Annotated in this window: 17 protein-coding genes, 1 tRNA gene and 1 pseudogene; 12 read left to right on the top strand and 7 right to left on the bottom strand. The window is 48.4% G+C overall.

The window, feature by feature from the left end:
- Positions 1 to 50 precede the first annotated feature (50 nt).
- A tRNA-Asn gene (locus tag OGV80_RS23550) sits at positions 51 to 126 on the top strand.
- A gap of 161 nt (positions 127 to 287) precedes the next feature.
- Positions 288 to 1,556, top strand: coding sequence for a tyrosine-type recombinase/integrase (locus tag OGV80_RS23545; RefSeq protein ID WP_049097176.1), 1,269 nt, complete (start codon positions 288 to 290; stop codon positions 1,554 to 1,556).
- 160 nt (positions 1,557 to 1,716) lie between these two features.
- Here OGV80_RS23545 and OGV80_RS23540 read toward each other — a convergent pair whose 3' ends face one another.
- Positions 1,717 to 2,439, bottom strand: coding sequence for a sulfite exporter TauE/SafE family protein (locus tag OGV80_RS23540; RefSeq protein WP_286515822.1), 723 nt, complete (start codon positions 2,437 to 2,439; stop codon positions 1,717 to 1,719).
- Positions 2,440 to 2,450: 11 nt separating this feature from the next.
- Entirely contained in the window at positions 2,451 to 3,347 is an 897-nt protein-coding gene (locus OGV80_RS23535; protein ID WP_049097175.1) for an oxidoreductase, read from the bottom strand.
- Positions 3,348 to 3,423: 76 nt separating this feature from the next.
- Here OGV80_RS23535 and OGV80_RS23530 point away from each other — a divergent pair, with 76 nt between their 5' ends.
- From OGV80_RS23530 to OGV80_RS23520, 3 genes are all read left to right on the top strand, one after another.
- Positions 3,424 to 4,308, top strand: a complete 885-nt coding sequence (locus OGV80_RS23530; RefSeq protein ID WP_134878370.1) for a MurR/RpiR family transcriptional regulator — start codon at positions 3,424 to 3,426, stop codon at positions 4,306 to 4,308.
- Positions 4,308 to 5,165 carry a DMT family transporter gene (locus tag OGV80_RS23525; RefSeq protein WP_049097172.1) on the top strand — a complete coding sequence of 286 codons (858 nt, stop codon included), beginning with the start codon at positions 4,308 to 4,310 and terminating at the stop codon, positions 5,163 to 5,165. The genes OGV80_RS23530 and OGV80_RS23525 overlap by 1 nt, the downstream gene beginning before the upstream one ends.
- Positions 5,166 to 5,400: 235 nt before the next feature.
- A complete protein-coding gene (locus OGV80_RS23520) occupies positions 5,401 to 8,175 on the top strand; it encodes an ATP-binding protein (protein WP_049097170.1) in 2,775 nt (924 codons plus the stop codon).
- Here OGV80_RS23520 and OGV80_RS23515 read toward each other — a convergent pair.
- Positions 8,152 to 9,339 (bottom strand): MFS transporter, encoded by a 1,188-nt coding sequence (locus OGV80_RS23515; RefSeq protein ID WP_049082432.1) that lies wholly within the window; start codon positions 9,337 to 9,339, stop codon positions 8,152 to 8,154. The two genes, OGV80_RS23520 and OGV80_RS23515, sit on opposite strands and share 24 nt — an antisense overlap.
- A 172-nt stretch (positions 9,340 to 9,511) precedes the next feature.
- Here OGV80_RS23515 and OGV80_RS23510 point away from each other — a divergent pair, with 172 nt between their 5' ends.
- Positions 9,512 to 10,318 (top strand): SDR family NAD(P)-dependent oxidoreductase, encoded by an 807-nt coding sequence (locus tag OGV80_RS23510; protein ID WP_064360569.1) that lies wholly within the window; start codon positions 9,512 to 9,514, stop codon positions 10,316 to 10,318.
- A gap of 235 nt (positions 10,319 to 10,553) precedes the next feature.
- Positions 10,554 to 11,472: pseudogene (locus OGV80_RS23505) on the top strand (hypothetical protein).
- 572 nt (positions 11,473 to 12,044) lie between these two features.
- On the opposite strand, the gene OGV80_RS23500 reads toward OGV80_RS23505, so the two are convergent.
- The 4 genes from OGV80_RS23500 to OGV80_RS23485 form a co-directional block, all read right to left on the bottom strand.
- Positions 12,045 to 12,401 carry a helix-turn-helix domain-containing protein gene (locus OGV80_RS23500; protein WP_049097167.1) on the bottom strand — a complete coding sequence of 119 codons (357 nt, stop codon included), beginning with the start codon at positions 12,399 to 12,401 and terminating at the stop codon, positions 12,045 to 12,047.
- Positions 12,402 to 12,513: 112 nt separating this feature from the next.
- Positions 12,514 to 13,377, bottom strand: coding sequence for an efflux RND transporter periplasmic adaptor subunit (locus OGV80_RS23495; protein WP_004899294.1), 864 nt, complete (start codon positions 13,375 to 13,377; stop codon positions 12,514 to 12,516).
- On the bottom strand, positions 13,374 to 13,589 hold the full coding sequence (locus tag OGV80_RS23490) for a DUF1656 domain-containing protein (protein ID WP_004899298.1): 216 nt from the start codon (positions 13,587 to 13,589) through the stop codon (positions 13,374 to 13,376). The genes OGV80_RS23495 and OGV80_RS23490 overlap by 4 nt, the downstream gene beginning before the upstream one ends.
- Positions 13,579 to 15,618 (bottom strand): FUSC family protein, encoded by a 2,040-nt coding sequence (locus OGV80_RS23485; RefSeq protein ID WP_502873999.1) that lies wholly within the window; start codon positions 15,616 to 15,618, stop codon positions 13,579 to 13,581. Before OGV80_RS23485 ends, OGV80_RS23490 begins: the two co-directional genes overlap by 11 nt.
- A gap of 76 nt (positions 15,619 to 15,694) precedes the next feature.
- On the opposite strand from OGV80_RS23485, the gene OGV80_RS23480 reads away from it, so the two are divergent.
- The 5 genes from OGV80_RS23480 (at position 15,695) to OGV80_RS23460 (ending at position 18,766) form a co-directional block, all read left to right on the top strand.
- Positions 15,695 to 16,501 (top strand): AraC family transcriptional regulator, encoded by an 807-nt coding sequence (locus OGV80_RS23480; RefSeq protein WP_049096918.1) that lies wholly within the window; start codon positions 15,695 to 15,697, stop codon positions 16,499 to 16,501.
- A gap of 604 nt (positions 16,502 to 17,105) precedes the next feature.
- A complete protein-coding gene (locus tag OGV80_RS23475) occupies positions 17,106 to 17,291 on the top strand; it encodes an AlpA family transcriptional regulator (protein WP_032936812.1) in 186 nt (61 codons plus the stop codon).
- Positions 17,292 to 17,352: 61 nt separating this feature from the next.
- The gene (locus OGV80_RS23470) at positions 17,353 to 17,937 is read left to right on the top strand and encodes a DUF2857 domain-containing protein (RefSeq protein WP_032936811.1); all 585 of its coding nucleotides are present in this window, start codon (positions 17,353 to 17,355) and stop codon (positions 17,935 to 17,937) included.
- Positions 17,927 to 18,136 carry a TraR/DksA family transcriptional regulator gene (locus OGV80_RS23465; RefSeq protein WP_048211278.1) on the top strand — a complete coding sequence of 70 codons (210 nt, stop codon included), beginning with the start codon at positions 17,927 to 17,929 and terminating at the stop codon, positions 18,134 to 18,136. The genes OGV80_RS23470 and OGV80_RS23465 overlap by 11 nt, the downstream gene beginning before the upstream one ends.
- Before the next feature lie 396 nt (positions 18,137 to 18,532).
- On the top strand, positions 18,533 to 18,766 hold the full coding sequence (locus OGV80_RS23460; RefSeq protein ID WP_134878368.1) for a hypothetical protein: 234 nt from the start codon (positions 18,533 to 18,535) through the stop codon (positions 18,764 to 18,766).
- Positions 18,767 to 18,782 lie beyond the last annotated feature (16 nt).

The following is an 18,782-nucleotide window of genomic DNA, read 5'->3' as shown; positions in this document are numbered from 1 at the left end:
CTGTTGACACCTCATGGCGAGGTCAGTAATATGCGCCTCGTTCACACGATTCCTCTGTAGTTCAGTCGGTAGAACGGCGGACTGTTAATCCGTATGTCACTGGTTCGAGTCCAGTCAGAGGAGCCAATTTCCTGTTTGCATGCATCTTTGCGAATCCTTATCTGATATTGATTCAAGAGGTTAGCGTGAAAACTCTTCCCGGTGCATTTTGATTTTACCCTCCGCATCGGGAAAAATTGGTGGTCAAATCTGGGGTCAGGTTAGTTCGATGACGGAGTGACCCCCAAATGTCCCTTAACGACTCAAAAATCCGCAACTTAAAACCATCCGCAAAACCCTTCAAAGTTTCTGATTCTCACGGTCTGTACCTTCTTATCAAACCAGGCGGCTCACGTCACTGGTATCTTAAATATCGTATAAACGGCAAAGAATCCCGCATTGCACTGGGTGCCTATCCTGCCGTCTCCCTGTCTGATGCCCGCCAGCAGCGCGAAGGTATCCGTAAGATGCTGGCGCTGAACATCAACCCGGCACTGCAGAGGGCTGCTGAACGCAGAGCCTGCACACCAGAGAAGGTGTTTAAAACAGTGGCGCTGGCATGGCATAAAAACAATAAAAAGTGGTCGCAGAACACCGCTGACCGTCTGCTTGCCAGCATGAACAACCATATCTTTCCTGTAATTGGTCATCTGTCCGTCACGGAGCTTAAACCCCATCATTTCATTGACCTGCTGAAAGGCATTGAGGAAAAGGGCCTGCTGGAAGTCGCGTCCCGCACGCGGCAGCACCTCAGTAACATCATGCGCCATGCGGTCCATCAGGGATTTATCGACACCAACCCGGCAGCAAATCTTGATGGCGTGACGGCTCCCCCCATGAGACACCACTATCCCGCCCTGCCGCTGGAGCGGCTGCCTGAACTGATTGAACACATTGAAGCATATCATCAGGGCCGTGAACTGACCCGGCTTGCTGTCCTGCTGACGCTGCATCTGTTCATTCGCTCCAGTGAGCTGCGCTTTGCACGCTGGTCAGAAATTGATTTCATAAACAGAATTTGGACGATACCCGCCACACGCGAAGCCATTGTGGGTGTGCGTTATTCAGGGCGCGGTGCAAAAATGCGCACTGCTCATATCGTGCCCCTCTCACAGCAGGCTATAGCTATTCTGAAACGGATTAAGGAAATATCCGGGGCTTACGAACTGGTCTTCCCCGGCGACCATAACCCGTACAGGCCGATGTGCGAAAACGCGGTTAATAAAGCACTGCGCCTTATGGGATTCGACACGAAACAGGACATCTGCGGACATGGCTTTCGGGCAATGGCATGCAGTGCCCTGATGGAGTCTGGCTTATGGTCGCAAGATGCAGTGGAACGCCAGATGAGTCACCAGGAGCGCAACACCGTGCGTCTGGCTTACATTCATAAGGCTGAGCATCTGGAAGCCCGCAAGGCGATGATGCAGTGGTGGTCAGATTATATCGATACATGCCGGGTCGCATACGTACCACCTTTTAACACAGGGCGGGATAAAAACAACGAAGCTGCATGACCAATAACAAAAAGCTGTATCAGCATACCCTGGTACGGCTTTATTCATTTCTGATGGCTTGCCAACCCCTCCACCCCGACCCGACCCGTCGCTGCCTGTAGAAAGCTGTTACACAACAACAACAACAACACGCTTGCGCCGTCAGCCCTGGCGTGCCATTTCATTTGAGAGCAAGGATCATCCCTACTGCCCCAGCGACGAGAACGGCATCAATGAGAAGCTCGAACGTATGCGTCTGGAGTTTCTGGACGAGACGTTTCGCAATCATCGAACCGACGAACAATGCGATGCCGATGGCAAGTCCATGTGTGAGGACAGGCTGCGCGAGTGCGCCCGATATACCGAACGTAGCTAGCTTACCAGCGTAGAGCAGGATTGCGCTTGCCGCCTCTGATCCCAAAAATACGCCTCCACTCATTCCGTACCCGGTAAATACCGGCACGCTGAGCGGCCCGGTGGACAGCACGAATCCGGTCATAAACCCGACAATCGCCCCGGCCAAACTCATGTGCCAGAGATTCAAGTGGAGGTTCGATCGTCTGATGAGACGGCGCAGCGGGATCATCGCAAGGAAGAAAGCTGCTAGGAATACCTCCACTGTGCCAGGAGAAATCGTAAGTAACGTGTGCGCCCCGAGAACAGCCGCAGGAACTCCCACCAACGAATAGGCAAACACCGGTCGCCAACGAATCTCATGCCACCAGACAATCACCCGTCCGATGTTGCCGAAAAGGGAGGCGATCGCCATAACAGGCACAGCAATCCGTGGCCCGTACGTGGCGACGAGGACGGGCAGCATGATTAACGACGAGCCAGTGCCGACGACACCGCTGAGTACTCCGGCACCGAGAGCGACGAAGAAGAGAAGTAAGAGTGCAATCATCGGCTTTAAGATCAACCAGGGCCATCGCTCGCAGCCGCAAGAAGCGGCACCAGGATGTCGCTGATCGGCGTTGGAATGCTGTGAACCCGGCCGCGACGCGCAATGACGCCGTTGCGGATATCCCATTCAAGCGGTCGGCCAGCTTCTCGATCCGTGAGGATGGAGGTGCTCATGTCTGCAGGAGCCGCCCGGAACTTATCGAGGATCTCCTGCGGCACTTCGTCTCCGAGTTCAGCGCCCTCTGCACGTGCCACGGCCAAGCATTCCTGCAGATAAGCCAGCGTAAGCCTGGCGATATCAGCACGGCCAAACATGCCTGAGCGGCGGTGCGTGAGTGCCATGAGTCCAGCCACCGCATTCTGCATCAGCTTGCGCCAGGCCAGGGAGCTGAAATTCGCGGCCAGATCTACGGAGCACCACGTGCCTTGCAGCGCTGCGGCCACTACACGGGAAGCTGGTGCGTCTGGCACGCTGAGGCGCGCCTCACCACGCAAGCGTACCGAGCCATCGGACTGCGCTTGCGCAGGGAACCACACGACAGCGGGAACAATCTGTCCGGGCAGAGAGTACGTAGCGAGCCTGTCCAACTGTTCGACCCCATTCTGGAGCACGCATATAACCGTCTCCGGGCCAGTCAACGCCCTGAGCCATTCTGCTGCCGCGTCGATTTGTGTGGACTTGACTGCCAGAAAGATAAGATCAACCGTGCGAGTGATTTGTGCCGGATTCGTCTGTACCGGACCGGGTACGGTGATAAAGCGGTTGCCATCTTGCAAGGTCAGGCGATCGCGGGGAGTACGTCCACACAGCAATGGTGTGCGGTCGACTTCGTGTAACGCCGCCGCGACTGTTGTGCCGATGGCACCTGGACCTAAAACAGCAACAACTGTATTGATTTCAGTGTTCATGAATGCGGACTCCTTGCAACAGAATCTAATTACGTGGTGGTTGTGCCCTTCCCAAAGGACATGTAATATATTACATATGAATAAAGAAAATGGTAATAAAATTTCAGAAGGTGAGCAGCGGTTACAGCAATGGCTTGGCAGCATTCACGCCCGAAGCGGCGACCTCGCTGCAAGTGAGGCTAAAGTTGTCGATCTCCTGCTTGTCGATCCTTTATTTGTCGGTACAAGCACGGCAGCACAGGTTGCCACCCGTGCTGGTGTATCACCGCCGACAGTAATACGCGCTGCACGAGCGATCGGGTTCACCGGGTTCACTGAACTTAAGATAGAGATTGCCCGGGCTCGTGGCACTGCCCAATTCTTTGCCCCGCCTGAAGTTCTTACAGCGGATGCGACGCTGGCATCAGTGCTGGAAACATCAATTCGTGCTGGTGTAGACGCACTGACTGCGCTCAGCGGTGCTATCGAAATCTCCGCACTTGATGAGGCGGTCGATTTAATCCAGAGCGCACGCCAGGTATTTGCATTTGGTGCTGGTCCCTCTGCGACGGTTGCCGCTGATGCGGTCTTTCGTTTGCGGACGGCGGGTGTGATAACCGTCAGTATCCAGGATTATTTATCAGCGATGATTGCTGCTCGTCTACTCGGTCCAGGCGATGTCATCATCGTCGTCAGTTCAACAGGGCGCACATCATCCACACTCTCCATCGCTGATGCAGCATCCTCGGCAGGAGCATCGCTTATTGCAATAACTAACCAGTACGATACCCCACTGGCAACACTCGCCAACGTTTCGCTCGTTGTTGGCGGAATGCCACTCCCGGCACAGATGGCCGCTGCCGGGAGTCGACTGGCCCAGCTCGTCGTTATTGATACGCTGGTCGCTGCTCTCACTCTGCGGGATAAAGAACAAAGTCGCCGGGCTGAACGGGCGGGTATTGATTTGCCCGATATGTCCTGATGCAGTTCAGCACGGTAGCAATGATTCTTACTGCTGCGGTAGCTCATGCAGTATGGAATATAGCCTCAAAATACAAGAGGGAAGACACTCTTGTGTTCGTCTGGGCGTACAGCTGTGCCTCAGCATTGCTGTGGCTCCCGTTCAGCCTCATTCTGATAGTTGAGGGACAACAGGAACTCGACTGGAGACTCGCTGTCGGCGCAGTTATCTCGTCTGCACTTCATATCGCTTATTCTCTAATCTTGCAGGCTGGCTACGAGCGCGCCGAACTGGGTGTTGTTTATCCGATTGCCCGAGGAAGTGGACCAGTTCTGACGATACTGTTTGCAACCCTTCTCATGGGAGAACGGCTTTCACCAGGCGCTTTACTCGGCGCTTTTATCGTTATCGCTGGTATTTTCGTTGTCACCGGCAATCCGTTCAGGAGCGGAAGCCGACCACTACAGGGAATGCTTTGGGGGGCAGCGACAGGCACCGCCATCGCTGGCTATACACTCTGGGACGGTTATTCGGTAATCTCTCTGCACTTGGATCCAGTGCGCTACTACGCCAGCACACTCCTGCTACAGAGTCTGATTCTTACCCCTGGTGCGATGCGGCGACGAAATCGCATTCCAACTGCTGTACGTGTGGATATCATCCCAATCCTTATCATTGCTGTATGCTCTCCCCTTGCCTACATCCTTGTACTGACAGCCATGCAGAGCATGCCACTGGCACTCGTCGCTCCTCTCAGGGAAACATCCATTATTGTCGGCTCCCTTCTTTCGTACTGGCTGTTTCGTGAAAATCATCTGGCACGCCGGATTGCCGGTGCAGTGGTGGTGCTGACCGGCATCGCAATAATTAGCCTTTGATCGCTTCGTTGGATGCCAATCGTCGTCTTATTGTCAGCGTGGATCGTTCGTCGAAGTTCAGTTTTCATCACCAGTTTGATCGCAAAGCTATGCCACATAGCACTATTGGCTTTATAATCATTAACGGTAAAAGTGGTATTGAATAGTGATACTCCGATGCAACACATTCAACATGTAGCCTGATTCTGATAACCGCTTTCGTTAGAAATGGCTTACTCCATAGCGAGAGTTCGTGATGCTCAAAACAGAAGATCTCAACACTATGATATCAATTGATGAGATTCACTTTGCTGACTGGCAAATCTGGCCACAGCTAAGGATTCTGTTACATCGGGGTAAGCCAGTAAGAATTTCTGCCAGAGCTTTTGATGTTCTGGTTGTTCTGGTGAGTGCCAGAGGTAAAGCGGTAAGTAAAGAATCTTTACTTACGCAAGTGTGGGGAAATGAAATCGTCGAAGAAAATAATCTTCAGGCACAAATTTCAGCTATACGCCGCATACTGGGACATGACCGCCATCTACTGGTTACTGAATTTGGTTGTGGTTATCGCTTTAATATCAACAAATCGCCAACTGAACCTCTCTCTAAATCAAAAATACCTGAGCCCGCTATTACCCCTTTTCTAGCGTCGATTCTGGGGCGTGATAAAGCTGTGCAGGAATTATGCGCCTTATTGGATCAATACCGTCTGGTGACGATTACAGGCTCAGGGGGCGTGGGTAAGACTCGTCTGGCATGGGAAGTCGTCAGTCTTACACACACGCATTTTCCTGATGGAATATGTGTGGCTGAACTGGCTCATATCACCGAAGCATCCAGCTTGCTATCCGTTATTTCACAAGCGCTCCATCTTCCATTAGCTGCCATTCATAATGATGCCGATTTACGGCAACAGCTTGCACGGCGTCGATGTTTACTGCTGATTGATAACTGTGAACATGTAATTAATGAACTTGAACCAGTGATTACGTTGCTCCTGCACCTGGCTCCCCATATCAAACTGTTGTTGACTAGCCAGGTAGCGTTGCAGGTTGCCGGCGAGCAACAATATCTACTACCACCATTACAAGTTCCTGAGAGCGAAGAGGCTGATACCCACGAGTTACTGACTTTTTCCAGTGTCCGCCTCTTTATCGAACGCGGGCAGGCAAATCGACATGATTACCATCCATCAGCCAGCGAACTGTCTTTGATTGGCGAGTTATGCCGTCATCTTGACGGTCTGCCGTTGGCGATTGAACTTGCGGCCTCCCGTCTGCCAGTCATGAGTGTCAAAGAGATCTATAGCCGACTGGAAGACCGTTTCCAGCTATTGAGCAATACGCACAGATCTCTGGAGCCCAGACATCAGAAAATACTGACCGCGCTGGAGTGGACTTATCAGTTGCTCAACACACGTGAACAACGATTATTTTGCTCTCTGGGGATCTATACCGATATGTTCAGTGCGAAATCAGTAAGCGACCTTCTGCTGATTAAAGACAAGCATCGCTGGCAGGTTGTTGACGATCTGCAAAGATTACTGTCTTTATCCCTGATTCAGGTCAGTACTCAGGTACCAGAGACCCGTTTCCGCCTGCTGGAAACCATGCGCCAGTTCGCATGCGATAAACTCAGGCAACAGGGTGAATATACTGTTCTTGAGGCCCGTTTTGCCGGTTATTATAAAGTTCTGGTAGAAGAGGCCCAAGGTGATTGGTTTATGCTGCCAACGGGACAGTGGCGTGAACGTTATAGCCATATGCTTAATGATTTGCGGAGTGTATTACAGCAAACGTTGACTGAGGGGGCCGATCCTTCTAAGGGGCTTAAGATATTACAAGCGATGACCCCTTTTTGGATTGAATATTCACTATACGATGAATGTCAGCGCCATATTTATCCTCTGCTTTATGAAAATACTTCGCAGGTAGTATTAACGCTACGCCAGAGAATGAATCTCAGCGCTGTAGCAGGTAAGGCGTCAACCTGGGCAAAAGGCCCTACGCCTGAAACACATTCAGCCTGGAAAACCGCGCTGACAATTGCAGAAAAGCTCGACGACAAAGAAATACGTTTACAGGCTCATTACGGATTATGGTTGTATTATCTGCGTACTGGCGAGTTGGATAAAGCGCTTGAGCATGCGCAATCTATGTGCGAGCTAGCACGGTCCATTACCGACGAGGAGGCGATGGCAACCGGGCTGCGTATTCTCGGTGTATCCCTGCATTTTTTGGGCCGTCATGATGTCGGGCGTGATTATCTCCAGCAATCTCTTGATTGGTATGAACATGGTGAATTAAGCCACTCTTTCCGTTTTGGTCTTGATCAAGCGAGCGCCGGTCAGGCCTTTCTGTCTCGTTTACTCTGGTTACAGGGTGAGTATAAGGCCGCGAAACAGATGGCATGGCGCGGTGTTAAAAAAGCCGCTCGTTTGCAGCATGTCTGTTCTCTTTGCTGTGCACTGGCTGAAGGCGCTTGTATGACAGCAGCACTGGATCGTAATCCGCGTTGGGTTATAAAGGCCGCAAACTGGCTTATTCATCTGGCAAAAAGGCATGATTTATATTTCTGGAAGACATACGGCGAGCTGTTTCTTGTTTGGGCCAAACAGTTCAGTCATACCGATGTTAGTCAAACTACACTGTTTAGCTCGTTGCGGGCGATGGGATTAGACTGGCAATATTCCCCCTTGTTGTCAGAAATTGATACCGGGGTATCACTGAGAGCCACCCGCCAAGATCATGAAAACTGGTGCACGCCTGAGCTGATGCGTCTTTCTGCCACTCAATTACCTCCTCAGAAGCAACGCCTGCTGTTGGAGAAGGCCCTGGACAAAGCGCGTCAGCAACAGGCTCATGGCTGGGCCCTCCGTATTGCTTATTCATTGGCGACATTGCAGGCTGAAGCCGGGGAAAAATGGGCTGCTAAACAATTGATACAGGACGCTTTACATGATGTTGATGACTCAGACAATGCGACGGATGTAAGAAGTGCTATTGCGCTATGTGCCCGAATAGGGACCTGAATATTTACGTTTTACGGCTATTAACATCCCCATGATCACGAGTCCGCCCCCTGCTGAAGAAATCAGCGCCCAGCTATGAGTTGTCTCCCATAACCAGGTGGCAGTCAGTGAGCCACATGCTCCGCCAATAAACATAACGCACATAAATAATGTATTAAGACGGTTTCTGGCATCCGGACGCAAAGAATAAATCGTGTGCTGATTAGCTATCAGTACACATTGCTCACCCGCATCCAGTAGTAGAATGCCCACCACCATACCCACAATACTGTTCCATCTCCAAAAAACAGTCCAGGCTAGCAGCATGAGTATCACACCAAAAACAACCATTCGGAATGGTCCCTGACGATCGCTGAAACTTCCCGCCAGAGGCGCACACAGAATACCGATTAACCCCAAAGCAGCCAGGGCGCCGGTTATCCCTGCACCGTAATCGTAGCGATGAGCTAACCAGAAAGGGAGCACGGTCCACAGCACGCTGAAGGAGGCAAACAGCATTGCTTGTGTAAGAGTTGCACCACGCACCTGCGGCTCGTTTTTCCACAGCAGTCCTAATGAACGTAATACCGCCAGATAGTTAAACTTTGGCGTTGACAACGACTGAGTAGGCAAAATGCGTAAGATGAAAAATATAGCCAGCAATGTCATGATCGCGCCGGATAAAAAGACGCCACGCCAGCCGAAATACTGACCAATAAGGCCTCCGATAGCCCGGCCAGCAAGGATACCTGCCAGGACACCGCTCATCACCGTACCAACGGTTTTACCTCGTGCAGAAGTTCTTGAGAGCGAGGCGGCAAGCGGCACTATCTGTTGAGCTACTGTTGCAGCCATCCCGGTAAGGAAGGAGAAGAACACCAACACTGTCGCCGTTGGGGATAACATCATGCCGATCATTGCCAGGAAAAGCACCTGCGCTTGACGCAGGATAAGCCGCTGACGTTCAATATAATCGCCCAGGGGGATCAGAAAGAATAAGCCCACCGCATAGCCTACCTGGGTGACCATGGGGATCAAAGAAACAGCTCCCCATTCATTGGGAAATGATCCGGCAATTAAATTCAGGACAGATTGATTAAAATAAATATTAGCCACAACAATACAACAAATAATCCCCAGCATAAGAATCCTGGTAGAAGAAAGCTCGTGATTGTCCGAACGCATTGACCACTCCTGGCACTAAACTCAATATTGTCTGGAGTATAAGCAAAGGCGACACCCAACTCTTTGACCGCTTTTTTCAGACATCTGAATTCTGATGCACAAGCTCCTGAAAAAGAGATTTGTTACTAATACTGCTCATGTTATTGACTGTGCTTAACTTGAGGAGCAACAAATGGATTTAAAACTGACTGGAAAAGTGGCTCTGGTAACTGGAGCCCGTACCGGAATTGGTTTCAGCATTTGTGAAGAATTGGCCGTGAATGGTGTGCATTTAGTCATGGTGGCCAGACGAGAACCTGAGCTGATTCTTGCTGCGAAAAAAATTTCAGAGAAATACGGTGTTTCGGTGCTGCCTATTGCCGGGGATGTGACTGATCCCAAACTACCTTCTTTAGTGGTTGAACAAGCGGAAAAAGTTTTTCAGCGTATTGATTTACTGGTGAACAATGCCGGAAGAGCCCATGCGGGCACGCTGTTAACCACTTCGGAAGAAGACTGGCAGATAATGACTGAGACCAAATTCTCCGCCATGCGACGTTTTTGTAAGGTAATCATCCCCGGGATGCAGAGACGAAACTGGGGGCGTATTGTCAATATCTCATCCATTGGCGGTATCTACCCTAATCCGCAACTTACCGTCTCACACGCACTGAGCGCCGCTATCAACAACCTGACCCGTAGTTTAGCACTTAGCGTGGCTCCGGATGGCATTCTGGTCAATGCGATCGGAGTGGGTGCTGTCGCGACGGATAACTGGGCGCAGAACATGCTACCGAATGTTCGCAATCGTCGTCCTGAACTGGCTGACAGAACAGACGAAGAGGTAATGGCATTACTGGGTAAAGAGAAAACGCCTGTGGGCCGCTTTGGACTTCCTGAAGATATTGCTGCAATTGCTGCGTTCCTACTTTCTGGGAGGAATCAGTTTGTTACTGGACAGACAATTGAAGCATCAGGCGGAGCAGACAGATTTATGTAATGTCTTCCATTCAACTTAAATAATGTTTGAGAATTGAATTAGTTTAACCTGATATTTGTTCTTCTTTTCAATCACTGCGAAATATGAGGCCGGATATGGGGGGCTGAAACGCTAAGAAGCCCCCGCGCCAATATAATCCAAATATTATAACGTAATAAATCCCGCACCATGAAATTAATTTCACTGGAAAATTCATGGTATTTTTTTAAAAAAATAGAAATAGAGGCAAACCACTATGTCAAAAAAACAAACACTATCAAATACAAACTATAGTTCGCCTGACTGGCTGACTATCCGTGAAGCAGTCGAAGTGATAAATAAAAAAGGACTGAAAATTAAAAAAAAGTGACATTTACAAGCATGCATTACATGGCAGCATTCATCTCTCTATTTACTTTCAGTCGCCAATTACATTACGAAAAATACAGAGGTCGGGCTACAAAGTAAGGCTCAGACCATGTGATATGTCATCAATAAATCGTTTATGCCTTCTTGACAAAAAAGCGTTTATTGAAGGACATAATTTTATTGTTAGCACTACTGGCAAATATATCATCCCCACAGAGAGAGTTATTGACACTCTATTGATTGGATATGAATATGTTCTAGTACAAAAATTACTTGCCCAATCTCTTAAAATACCATTACCTGTAACAGGAGCTATTGATTTTAATCATGGCATAACAGTTAGCTTACAAGGAGAACCATTTCAACTATTCGATAAAATGACATGGGAAGAAAGAATAACACAAAAAATTATGCAACTCCCTAAAAACATTTCACCATATGTACATAAAGAGATATTCTCAAAGAGGATAAATAATTACCTGGGGAAAGAGTATTTCCCGGCTCATATTTTACCTCGGGATGCCTGGTTTGTTATTCGACACACTGAACTTGATAAAGTCATTGACATCATAACCAATAGCAGAATGCCCCCATTATCTGCAACGCGAATATCAACACCACTATCTCGTTTTTTCTGGCTGGCCTGTAAAAACAATGAAGTCATCCGTCCATTAATTAGTAAACCGTACAAACTACTATCTATTTTCGAACAATGGGCATCTGACGAAGGCATTACCGACAGGCTCAGTGGTGATACGTTAAAAACTGCACTCGTACGCGGTTCCCCCACATCAATGTCGGATTGACGCAAGTGAATTTTACCAAACCCAAATGTCCGTATTAAGGACCCTAAAATCAGTAATACGGACATAATTAGTTTTTTTGACTCTTTTTTCCTTGTCACCTCAAGGGATATTATATTTCTGCATTACGGGTATAAATACATATCATCAATTACCAAGCATTAGAAATGTAAAAACAAAATAGTACTTAAATGCTCACAACCCCACACATACATAAAGCCACCCCTTATTCAAGGAGGATTTAGCCGACCTGCATAGGTTCGATCGAATCCAAAATGCGAAAAATAGATTAACCTTAATTTATCCAACCATTAAATACACACATGGGTTCGTAATTATATTCCAATTAATTAATCTAAAATTTACTCACCAATACATTACACATGCAAAAACACGAAAACATACATTGCACAGAAAGACTTAGATTCATTTACAATGAAATAAATGAGTGATTTCATTTCGCTCAACAAATATATAACTGAGGTACTAAGGCCATGATTACTAGATGAACCCGTCCATAATCCAGATAGTTACTAAAGATTTAAAAACTCATCCTTATGATACGAGTAATTACCTTATTCCCTAGTAGACTTGCTTTTAATATTTACGGCCTTTTTTCTATACCGGTGCGGGGGGACATTATACCTTTTCCGAAATGCCCTGGTTAATGATTGCTGAGAGTCAAAGCCAAATCGCATCGCGATGTTTATCAAAGGTTCATTAGTTGTGATAACAGCCTCTAAAATAAGACATAATTTTTTCTCTCTGATAAAACCTCCCAGGCTCTGCCCTGTTTCAGAAAAAAACAGTCTCTGCAAATGCCATTTTGAATATCCGGACCTGATAGCCACATCATCAATTTTTAGTGGCATCTCTATATTTTTGTTTATCCAGATAATTAAGTCATTTACAAAATCTTTTCTGTTTTTCATAACCGAAACCTTAGAATTACTCTACTAGAAATACATTTTCATCAGGCATATAGATCAAGAGCTGACAATCCCTAAGTTCTGCATAAATCCTCAATAGAAACCATACTTTTTATTATGGTGTGATGGATATACTCGCAGACAGTCCAGCCACCAATTCAACTCCCTCCGGCAATCTGTCAATATGAATCCGAACCGGGATACGCTGCGCGAGCCGCACCCAGCTAAAGGTTGGCTCGACATTAGGCAGGCCAAGCCCCCCGGTCTCGTCATTGTTATCATCTATTCCGCGTCCGATACTCTCAACATGACCCGTGATCACCGGCTTAAATCCCATCAGCGTAATGTGTGCAGTATTTCCCGTGCGGATATGTTGCAACTTAGTCTCTTCAAAATAGCCAACCACCCAAAAACTATTGGCATCAATGATGGAAACTTTAGTTTCTCCCGCTGTGGCATAGTCACCAGGGCGAAGCCGCAAATGTGTGACATAGCCCGTAACCGGTGACCGAACAATAGCATGCGATAAGTTAAGCTCTGCAAGGTCCAGCGCAGCCAGTGCACCGTGGTAATTAGCCGCAGCGACGCTGGCTGCGCTGGCTGTTTGTTGTAAATCCTCGCTGGAAATCACCCCTTTAATCTGAGAGCGTCGCCTCGCCGCATCCTGGCGCATCAGCATTTCATGACGTTTCGCCTCAACATCAGCCTGGGCGCTGACCACTGCCAACCTCAACCAGTGCGGGTCAATGGAATAGAGCACATCGCCCCGATTAACCCACTGATTATCGCGGACGGCCACATTCAGAACCGGTCCAGAGACATCCGGCGCAATCTGAACCACATCCGCACGAACCCGACCATCGCGGGTCCAGGGGGTTTGCACATAATGTTTCCAGAGAATAAAAGCCAAAAGCGTAGCAACCGCCACAGCGCTGAGCGTCAGCAAATAGCGGCCCAGTAGAGAAAGTAACGATTTCATTTTAAAAACCCCAGTTCGGTCAGTCCCTGCAATAACAGGTAAAAAGTAATAATAAAGATGGAAAAATCGATCATCGGGCGAAACGGCAAGCGACGGTAACCCTTGCTTAGCGAGAAAAGCTGCACGAGTAATAGCGTACAGGTGAGCGCGACGAGGGAAATTAACAGTAGACCGGGTACAAAAACGCCCTCAATATTGAAATCATTGATCATCGACAGGCTCCATTTCCTGAGTGCTTAATGCGCAGTACAGATCAACCAGTTGATTAACATGATGCCGCGATAGTTCATCTGCTACGGACAGGCTACGCTCAGTCAGGCTGACAATCCGTTCAAGTAAGGTGTTAATATCCGTCGAGTGTGTAAGACAATTGAGAACCTCTTTTATTTCTTTGTCTGCATGCGCATCCCATCGGCGTAATCGCATTACACACAGGCCTATACGCAGGGTGTGCAAAAGATGATTCAATGCCTGTTCTGATGACTGTCCGCTGCGCGGCAAACGTGGCAGTATCAACGCAGCCCGATCGATCATCAGGTTGATCCAGAGAGTTTCATCAGTATTCAACACACCTTTCACGCTGCGGTTAATATCGCGCTGGCATAATTTAAGCAGGCGATTTATTGCCGCATCTGCCTGCACAGTCTGCAGAAAGCCCATGCTGAATACCGCAAAGCCAGTTGCAGAAAATAATGCGATAGAGGTATTCACCGCCACGGCAAAATCCCCGCTGTAATGAGCACCCAGCTCGCACAAAATAGGCAGCGTCAGTGTGATCCCCATCGCCATAAACGTGGTGGGCGGCCTTGCCTGGAGCGATCCGGCAAGCAGATATACCGGAGCTAGAACCACTACCAGCACGATAAAATCACTGACTTGCGGTAGGAGAAAGAAGCTGTAAATCAGGCTTATCACAACTCCCCAGAGGGAACCAATGATGTATTTCACAATATGCGGGGCAGGCGTATCGAAGCTGCCAAACAGTGTGCAACAAACGCCAAGGATAGATACTGCCGTACCGCCATCAGGCCATGCCGAGAAAATCCACACCATGCAGCCGCTCAAAATGATGGTGAAAGCGCCCAATGCGGTGCGGGCAGCAGTAAGAGGATCGCGGTGGAATACATACCCTTTCACGGTATTCATTTCTGAGTGCGCAGGCATCTGATTCGCGTGATGAATGGCATCCGAAAGACGATAGCACTGCTGCACGAGGACAATGGCCTCTGTCAGGTAGCGCATAAAACTTACATGCAGTGCTTCTACAAACGTCAACTCATGTACGACATAGCGCTGCAGTAATTTTTCACTGCGTTTTTTGAGCTCTTCCCCCTCGCTTTTAAATTTTCCTTCATCTTTGCAGGCCAGCCAGACCTCAACATCATCCATTAAAATTTGCACATCGAAAGGTATCTTCGCTATCAGCGCTAAACGGTCACGTAACTCACAGTTAACAATGACTAATCGCGCAAGCCTGTCATGAAGCCTTTTTCTCGCTTGCCGGACCGGTACAGAGAACGCAAAATCATAAGGGATATGATGGCTGATGCCCTGCAGGAACTGCAATGCCAGTGCCATATGCAGCGGCGAGGAAACAGGATCGGGTTTGCCTGTTAAAGTCTCTGCGATACGCTGTCGCGCCGCGAGCAGCGTCTGCGATAATTTACTGTTGAACTGGCCTGAGATGCGCGCGGGCAATACATAGCGATGGATAAGTGCCGCGCAGAAGATACCGATCATGATTTCCTGTACCCGAGTGATAGCGATTTCAAAAATCGCGCCAGGATCGGATACAGCAGGGAAGCCAATCAGACTCGCAGTGTAACCAGCAAGGACAAAACCATAGGCCCGGGGCGTACGTTCCAGCAAGGACAAATAGAGGCAGAATGTAATCCAGCCTGCCAGTATCACGCTGCAAAATACGGGGGAATTCACGAACGTGGGTACAATTAATACCGTCATGCCAGCGCCAATTACCGTTCCCACCAGACGATACAAACTTCTGCTTAGCGATGCTCCGACGGAGGTTTGGGAAACAATATATACGGTGATAATTGCCCAGGAAGGCCGCTCCAGGCCAATTGATAATGCAATATAGTATGCGAGCATCGCAGCGGTAAAACTCTTCGCCGAATAGAGCAGAGCGTTCGCATCATTCAGTAGTGAAGGAGAAGCCATACCGTGAAGACTATGGCATATCGTGTGTAAAAAAATGAAAGTAACTCGCGTTAATTTTTTCATGCCGGAAATTATTACCGGCTTGCATATCTACTTAAATACTCTATTCTGTCAAAAAATACCTAAATGTTGCCAATCTATGTTACCCCCACTTGCCAATACGCTGTTCGATCCGGATACCACCTCCTGCCCCGCAGTCGCGCGTCATTTGGATTTTGTCGATTACGCGGCCGAAGTGCCTGTGCATACGCACCGCAAAGGGCAATTGATTATTGCCCTCTATGGAGCGGTCATTTGTCGCGCCGAAAATGATATCTGGATCGTGCCGCCTGATTGTGCCGTCTGGATCCCTGGGGGAGTGCCGCACAGCGCAAAAGCTACTTGGAATGCGCATCTCAACTATCTTTTTATCGAGCCTGGAGCCGCCGAGCTGCCGGAGCGATGCTGCACTCTGGCCATTTCTGGTCTGATCAAAGAACTCATTGCCCGTTTAACCCACGAGGGCGTCGGATACCCACCAGAAAGCCATCTAGCCAGACTGACCAGAGTAACACTTGATGAATTAGCCACCATGCCTCAGCAGAAACTGAGCCTCCCTGTGTCGTCGCATCCTAAAATCCGCGCCATGGCCGATGCTCTGGTCAGTCAACCTGATGACCGAAGCACATTCAAAACATGGGCAAAAAGACTGGCGCTTAGCGAGCGTTCTCTCGCGCGTTTAATGCTGCGCGAAACCGGGTTGACGTTCGGACGCTGGCGTCAGCAACTGCAACTGATAATTGCTCTCCGGGAACTGGCTAGCGGCGTTTCGGTTCAGAATGTTGCAGCTAATCTGGGGTATGAATCGGTTAATGCGTTTATCACCATGTTCAAAAAAACCATGGGCAGTACACCCGCACACTATTTTGCCGAACGGAAAACAAGCGCACACTTAACCGATATTTAGCGACATCAGGTTTTCCAAGAAACCAGAGGTGAGTCATAGAGCTGCCATATCCGTCTCCCTATGCGGGGGATCACACTACAGAATCTTTACCGCATGGAACCTCCAGCCAGGACTATATTGCCTCAGCCGCCTTAACGATAAAAAGAATCAAAGGACGGTATTATATCTGTTGGATCGGTCTATACATGATCGGGAAGCACAATCAATTCAGCATTGTGTTAAGGAAGTAGTTGAGCATATATGTTTCGACCACACAGAACACTTCTATGGCGATGCTTCATAGCGCATTACCGCCACAGTGGTAACGCCCCCCCCCCCTGACTGAAATTCACAATGAATGTATTTAACCGCATCTTTTTATTGTCCTCATTATCACGCTAAGTCATGACACCATTGCAGCAGCGAAACGCTGAAAACTACACAGCAGCACAACTATCCTTCTCCACATCCTTATACAACTAATAACTTATTATTTATTCACTACAAAACCGTACTAAGGATCTTCCCATCAGTAATAAGGTGCTATCGGCTTTTCCTAAGCTTACTGCTGTGTTCTTTTATTTTCTCTGGACATGCACCAGTCATTCCACAATAGGAGAATACAATGACATCACATCAGTTGTTACGTTTAAAACAGGTCGAAGAAAAAACCGGTTTGAAACGCTCTCAAATTTACTTGTATATGAAAAATGGTTCGTTCCCACGTTCAATAAAAATTGGCCCGGCCAGTGTGGCCTGGCTCGAATCGGAAATTGATGAATGGATCAACCTTAAGTTAGCCGGACGTTAGATCAGTTAAAAATGTCCGTTTATTTGCTCAACTTTTCCATATGGATTGAGGAGATAACAGAATGATTCCATTAATTAATTACACCATCTTAACTGATGCATTGCACGCTCTGAAAGAAGGCAATATTCGTCACTGTAAATCCCTCGGATTTACTTTCGACGAAATGAATGCTCTTAATCAGTTATCACTCGATGAACTGTTTACGGTCAGCCGGGCGGCAGTTCCCTTTGTTTCGGTCAGTGTCCGCCATGATGTTCTGCATCATTTACTGGCGCAGGCCCGCCAGGAATACCAGCATCAACAGGAGATTAACCGTGCTATCCGCCTGGGTGGCTCTATCTCGTTGCTCAACCACTATTTTGGCCTGACATCAAATGAAGTCTGCCTTCGTCGCCGGTTGCTGAGTGTCAGCGTGCCGTATGGGCGGACGCCTGAACCAGATGAAGAGACAGATGCCGAAATCTGGAGGCAATGGCAAAAATGTCGGGTGGATAACCTTGAATCCTCCGACGCGCTGGCCGCCATGATGCAGGTGACGGAAAAGCTATTGCCGGACGCCGAAGGTCTGTCTCTCACCACCATCTGGAAGCGCATCACACTCTGCGAAAAGGAAGCCGCCAACAGGAGGGCATCAAATGCCGGATGAGATCGACCGCGATCAGGAGTTCAATGAACAACGACTGGAAGAGATGATTGAACAGAGCCGTTTCAAACCAGGAACAACACCATCATTATTCCACTGCCGTTTATGCGGTAAACCTATTCCTGAAAAACGACGGCAGGCACTACCAGGCGTAACAACCTGTACGGAATGTCAGGATAAACTTGAACGCCGTCGTTGTTAAATGTGAACCAAAAGACGTATGAGTAATAAATGCTCATACGTCTTTATCTGTATCAGAAAGTAAAAATAAATCCCCATAATTTACTTCAACTTCCTTTCCTGCTCTCCAATTTCTTTATTTATCCATCCGACTAACTCTTTCATTTTTGTTTTGAGTTTATCGTTTATGACTCGATCCAGCCCCCTCATGCTGAACACGCCATTACAGAATGGTTGCCCTAATGGACGTTAATTCGTCCGGGCCGGGTATTGCTCTTTAATAATACGGAACGGGCTGTCACAAAACCACAATTCAGGGTGCCGCTGAATGTTCTCGCTGACCCGTTAAAACCGGAATGCAGAATCGGGACGTGATCGAAAAATATTATTTTCTACCATTTTATTAAAAGGGCTCATCATGAGAAAACCCGATTATTATGCATATGTTGCCCAGGAAAGTCAGCCGGATACTCAGGGCGAGAAAAATACGTACTGGACAAAAGTCGGCGTTGCCTTTGCTCACCACGGTAAAGCCGGTCTGAATATTGTCCTGACGCCCGGTATTGCCGTCTCCGGCAAACTAGTCCTGCTGGAACCTCGCGAGGAAAACAGTCCGCAGCAGAGTACGGCTCCTGTCGAAACCACGCAGTAATCCCTTTGATTCTGAC

Source organism: Citrobacter sp. Ce119 (assembly GCF_030334525.1).
Taxonomy (GTDB): Bacteria; Pseudomonadota; Gammaproteobacteria; order Enterobacterales; family Enterobacteriaceae; genus Citrobacter; species Citrobacter europaeus.
The sequence above is the reverse complement of the archived record's forward strand: the minus strand, read 5'-3'. Positions and strand labels throughout refer to the sequence as shown.

What these genes read in the sequence shown, in the direction of transcription:
- OGV80_RS23545 (WP_049097176.1), top strand. Translation starts at nt 288, where the DNA reads ATGTCCCTTAACGACTCAAAAATCCGCAACTTAAAACCATCCGCAAAA.
- OGV80_RS23540 (WP_286515822.1), bottom strand. Translation starts at nt 2,439, where the DNA reads ATGATTGCACTCTTACTTCTCTTCTTCGTCGCTCTCGGTGCCGGAGTA.
- OGV80_RS23535 (WP_049097175.1), bottom strand. Translation starts at nt 3,347, where the DNA reads ATGAACACTGAAATCAATACAGTTGTTGCTGTTTTAGGTCCAGGTGCC.
- OGV80_RS23530 (WP_134878370.1), top strand. Translation starts at nt 3,424, where the DNA reads ATGAATAAAGAAAATGGTAATAAAATTTCAGAAGGTGAGCAGCGGTTA.
- OGV80_RS23525 (WP_049097172.1), top strand. Translation starts at nt 4,308, where the DNA reads ATGCAGTTCAGCACGGTAGCAATGATTCTTACTGCTGCGGTAGCTCAT.
- OGV80_RS23520 (WP_049097170.1), top strand. Translation starts at nt 5,401, where the DNA reads ATGCTCAAAACAGAAGATCTCAACACTATGATATCAATTGATGAGATT.
- OGV80_RS23515 (WP_049082432.1), bottom strand. Translation starts at nt 9,339, where the DNA reads ATGCGTTCGGACAATCACGAGCTTTCTTCTACCAGGATTCTTATGCTG.
- OGV80_RS23510 (WP_064360569.1), top strand. Translation starts at nt 9,512, where the DNA reads ATGGATTTAAAACTGACTGGAAAAGTGGCTCTGGTAACTGGAGCCCGT.
- OGV80_RS23500 (WP_049097167.1), bottom strand. Translation starts at nt 12,401, where the DNA reads ATGAAAAACAGAAAAGATTTTGTAAATGACTTAATTATCTGGATAAAC.
- OGV80_RS23495 (WP_004899294.1), bottom strand. Translation starts at nt 13,377, where the DNA reads ATGAAATCGTTACTTTCTCTACTGGGCCGCTATTTGCTGACGCTCAGC.
- OGV80_RS23490 (WP_004899298.1), bottom strand. Translation starts at nt 13,589, where the DNA reads ATGATCAATGATTTCAATATTGAGGGCGTTTTTGTACCCGGTCTACTG.
- OGV80_RS23485 (WP_502873999.1), bottom strand. Translation starts at nt 15,618, where the DNA reads ATGAAAAAATTAACGCGAGTTACTTTCATTTTTTTACACACGATATGC.
- OGV80_RS23480 (WP_049096918.1), top strand. Translation starts at nt 15,695, where the DNA reads ATGTTACCCCCACTTGCCAATACGCTGTTCGATCCGGATACCACCTCC.
- OGV80_RS23475 (WP_032936812.1), top strand. Translation starts at nt 17,106, where the DNA reads ATGACATCACATCAGTTGTTACGTTTAAAACAGGTCGAAGAAAAAACC.
- OGV80_RS23470 (WP_032936811.1), top strand. Translation starts at nt 17,353, where the DNA reads ATGATTCCATTAATTAATTACACCATCTTAACTGATGCATTGCACGCT.
- OGV80_RS23465 (WP_048211278.1), top strand. Translation starts at nt 17,927, where the DNA reads ATGCCGGATGAGATCGACCGCGATCAGGAGTTCAATGAACAACGACTG.
- OGV80_RS23460 (WP_134878368.1), top strand. Translation starts at nt 18,533, where the DNA reads ATGAGAAAACCCGATTATTATGCATATGTTGCCCAGGAAAGTCAGCCG.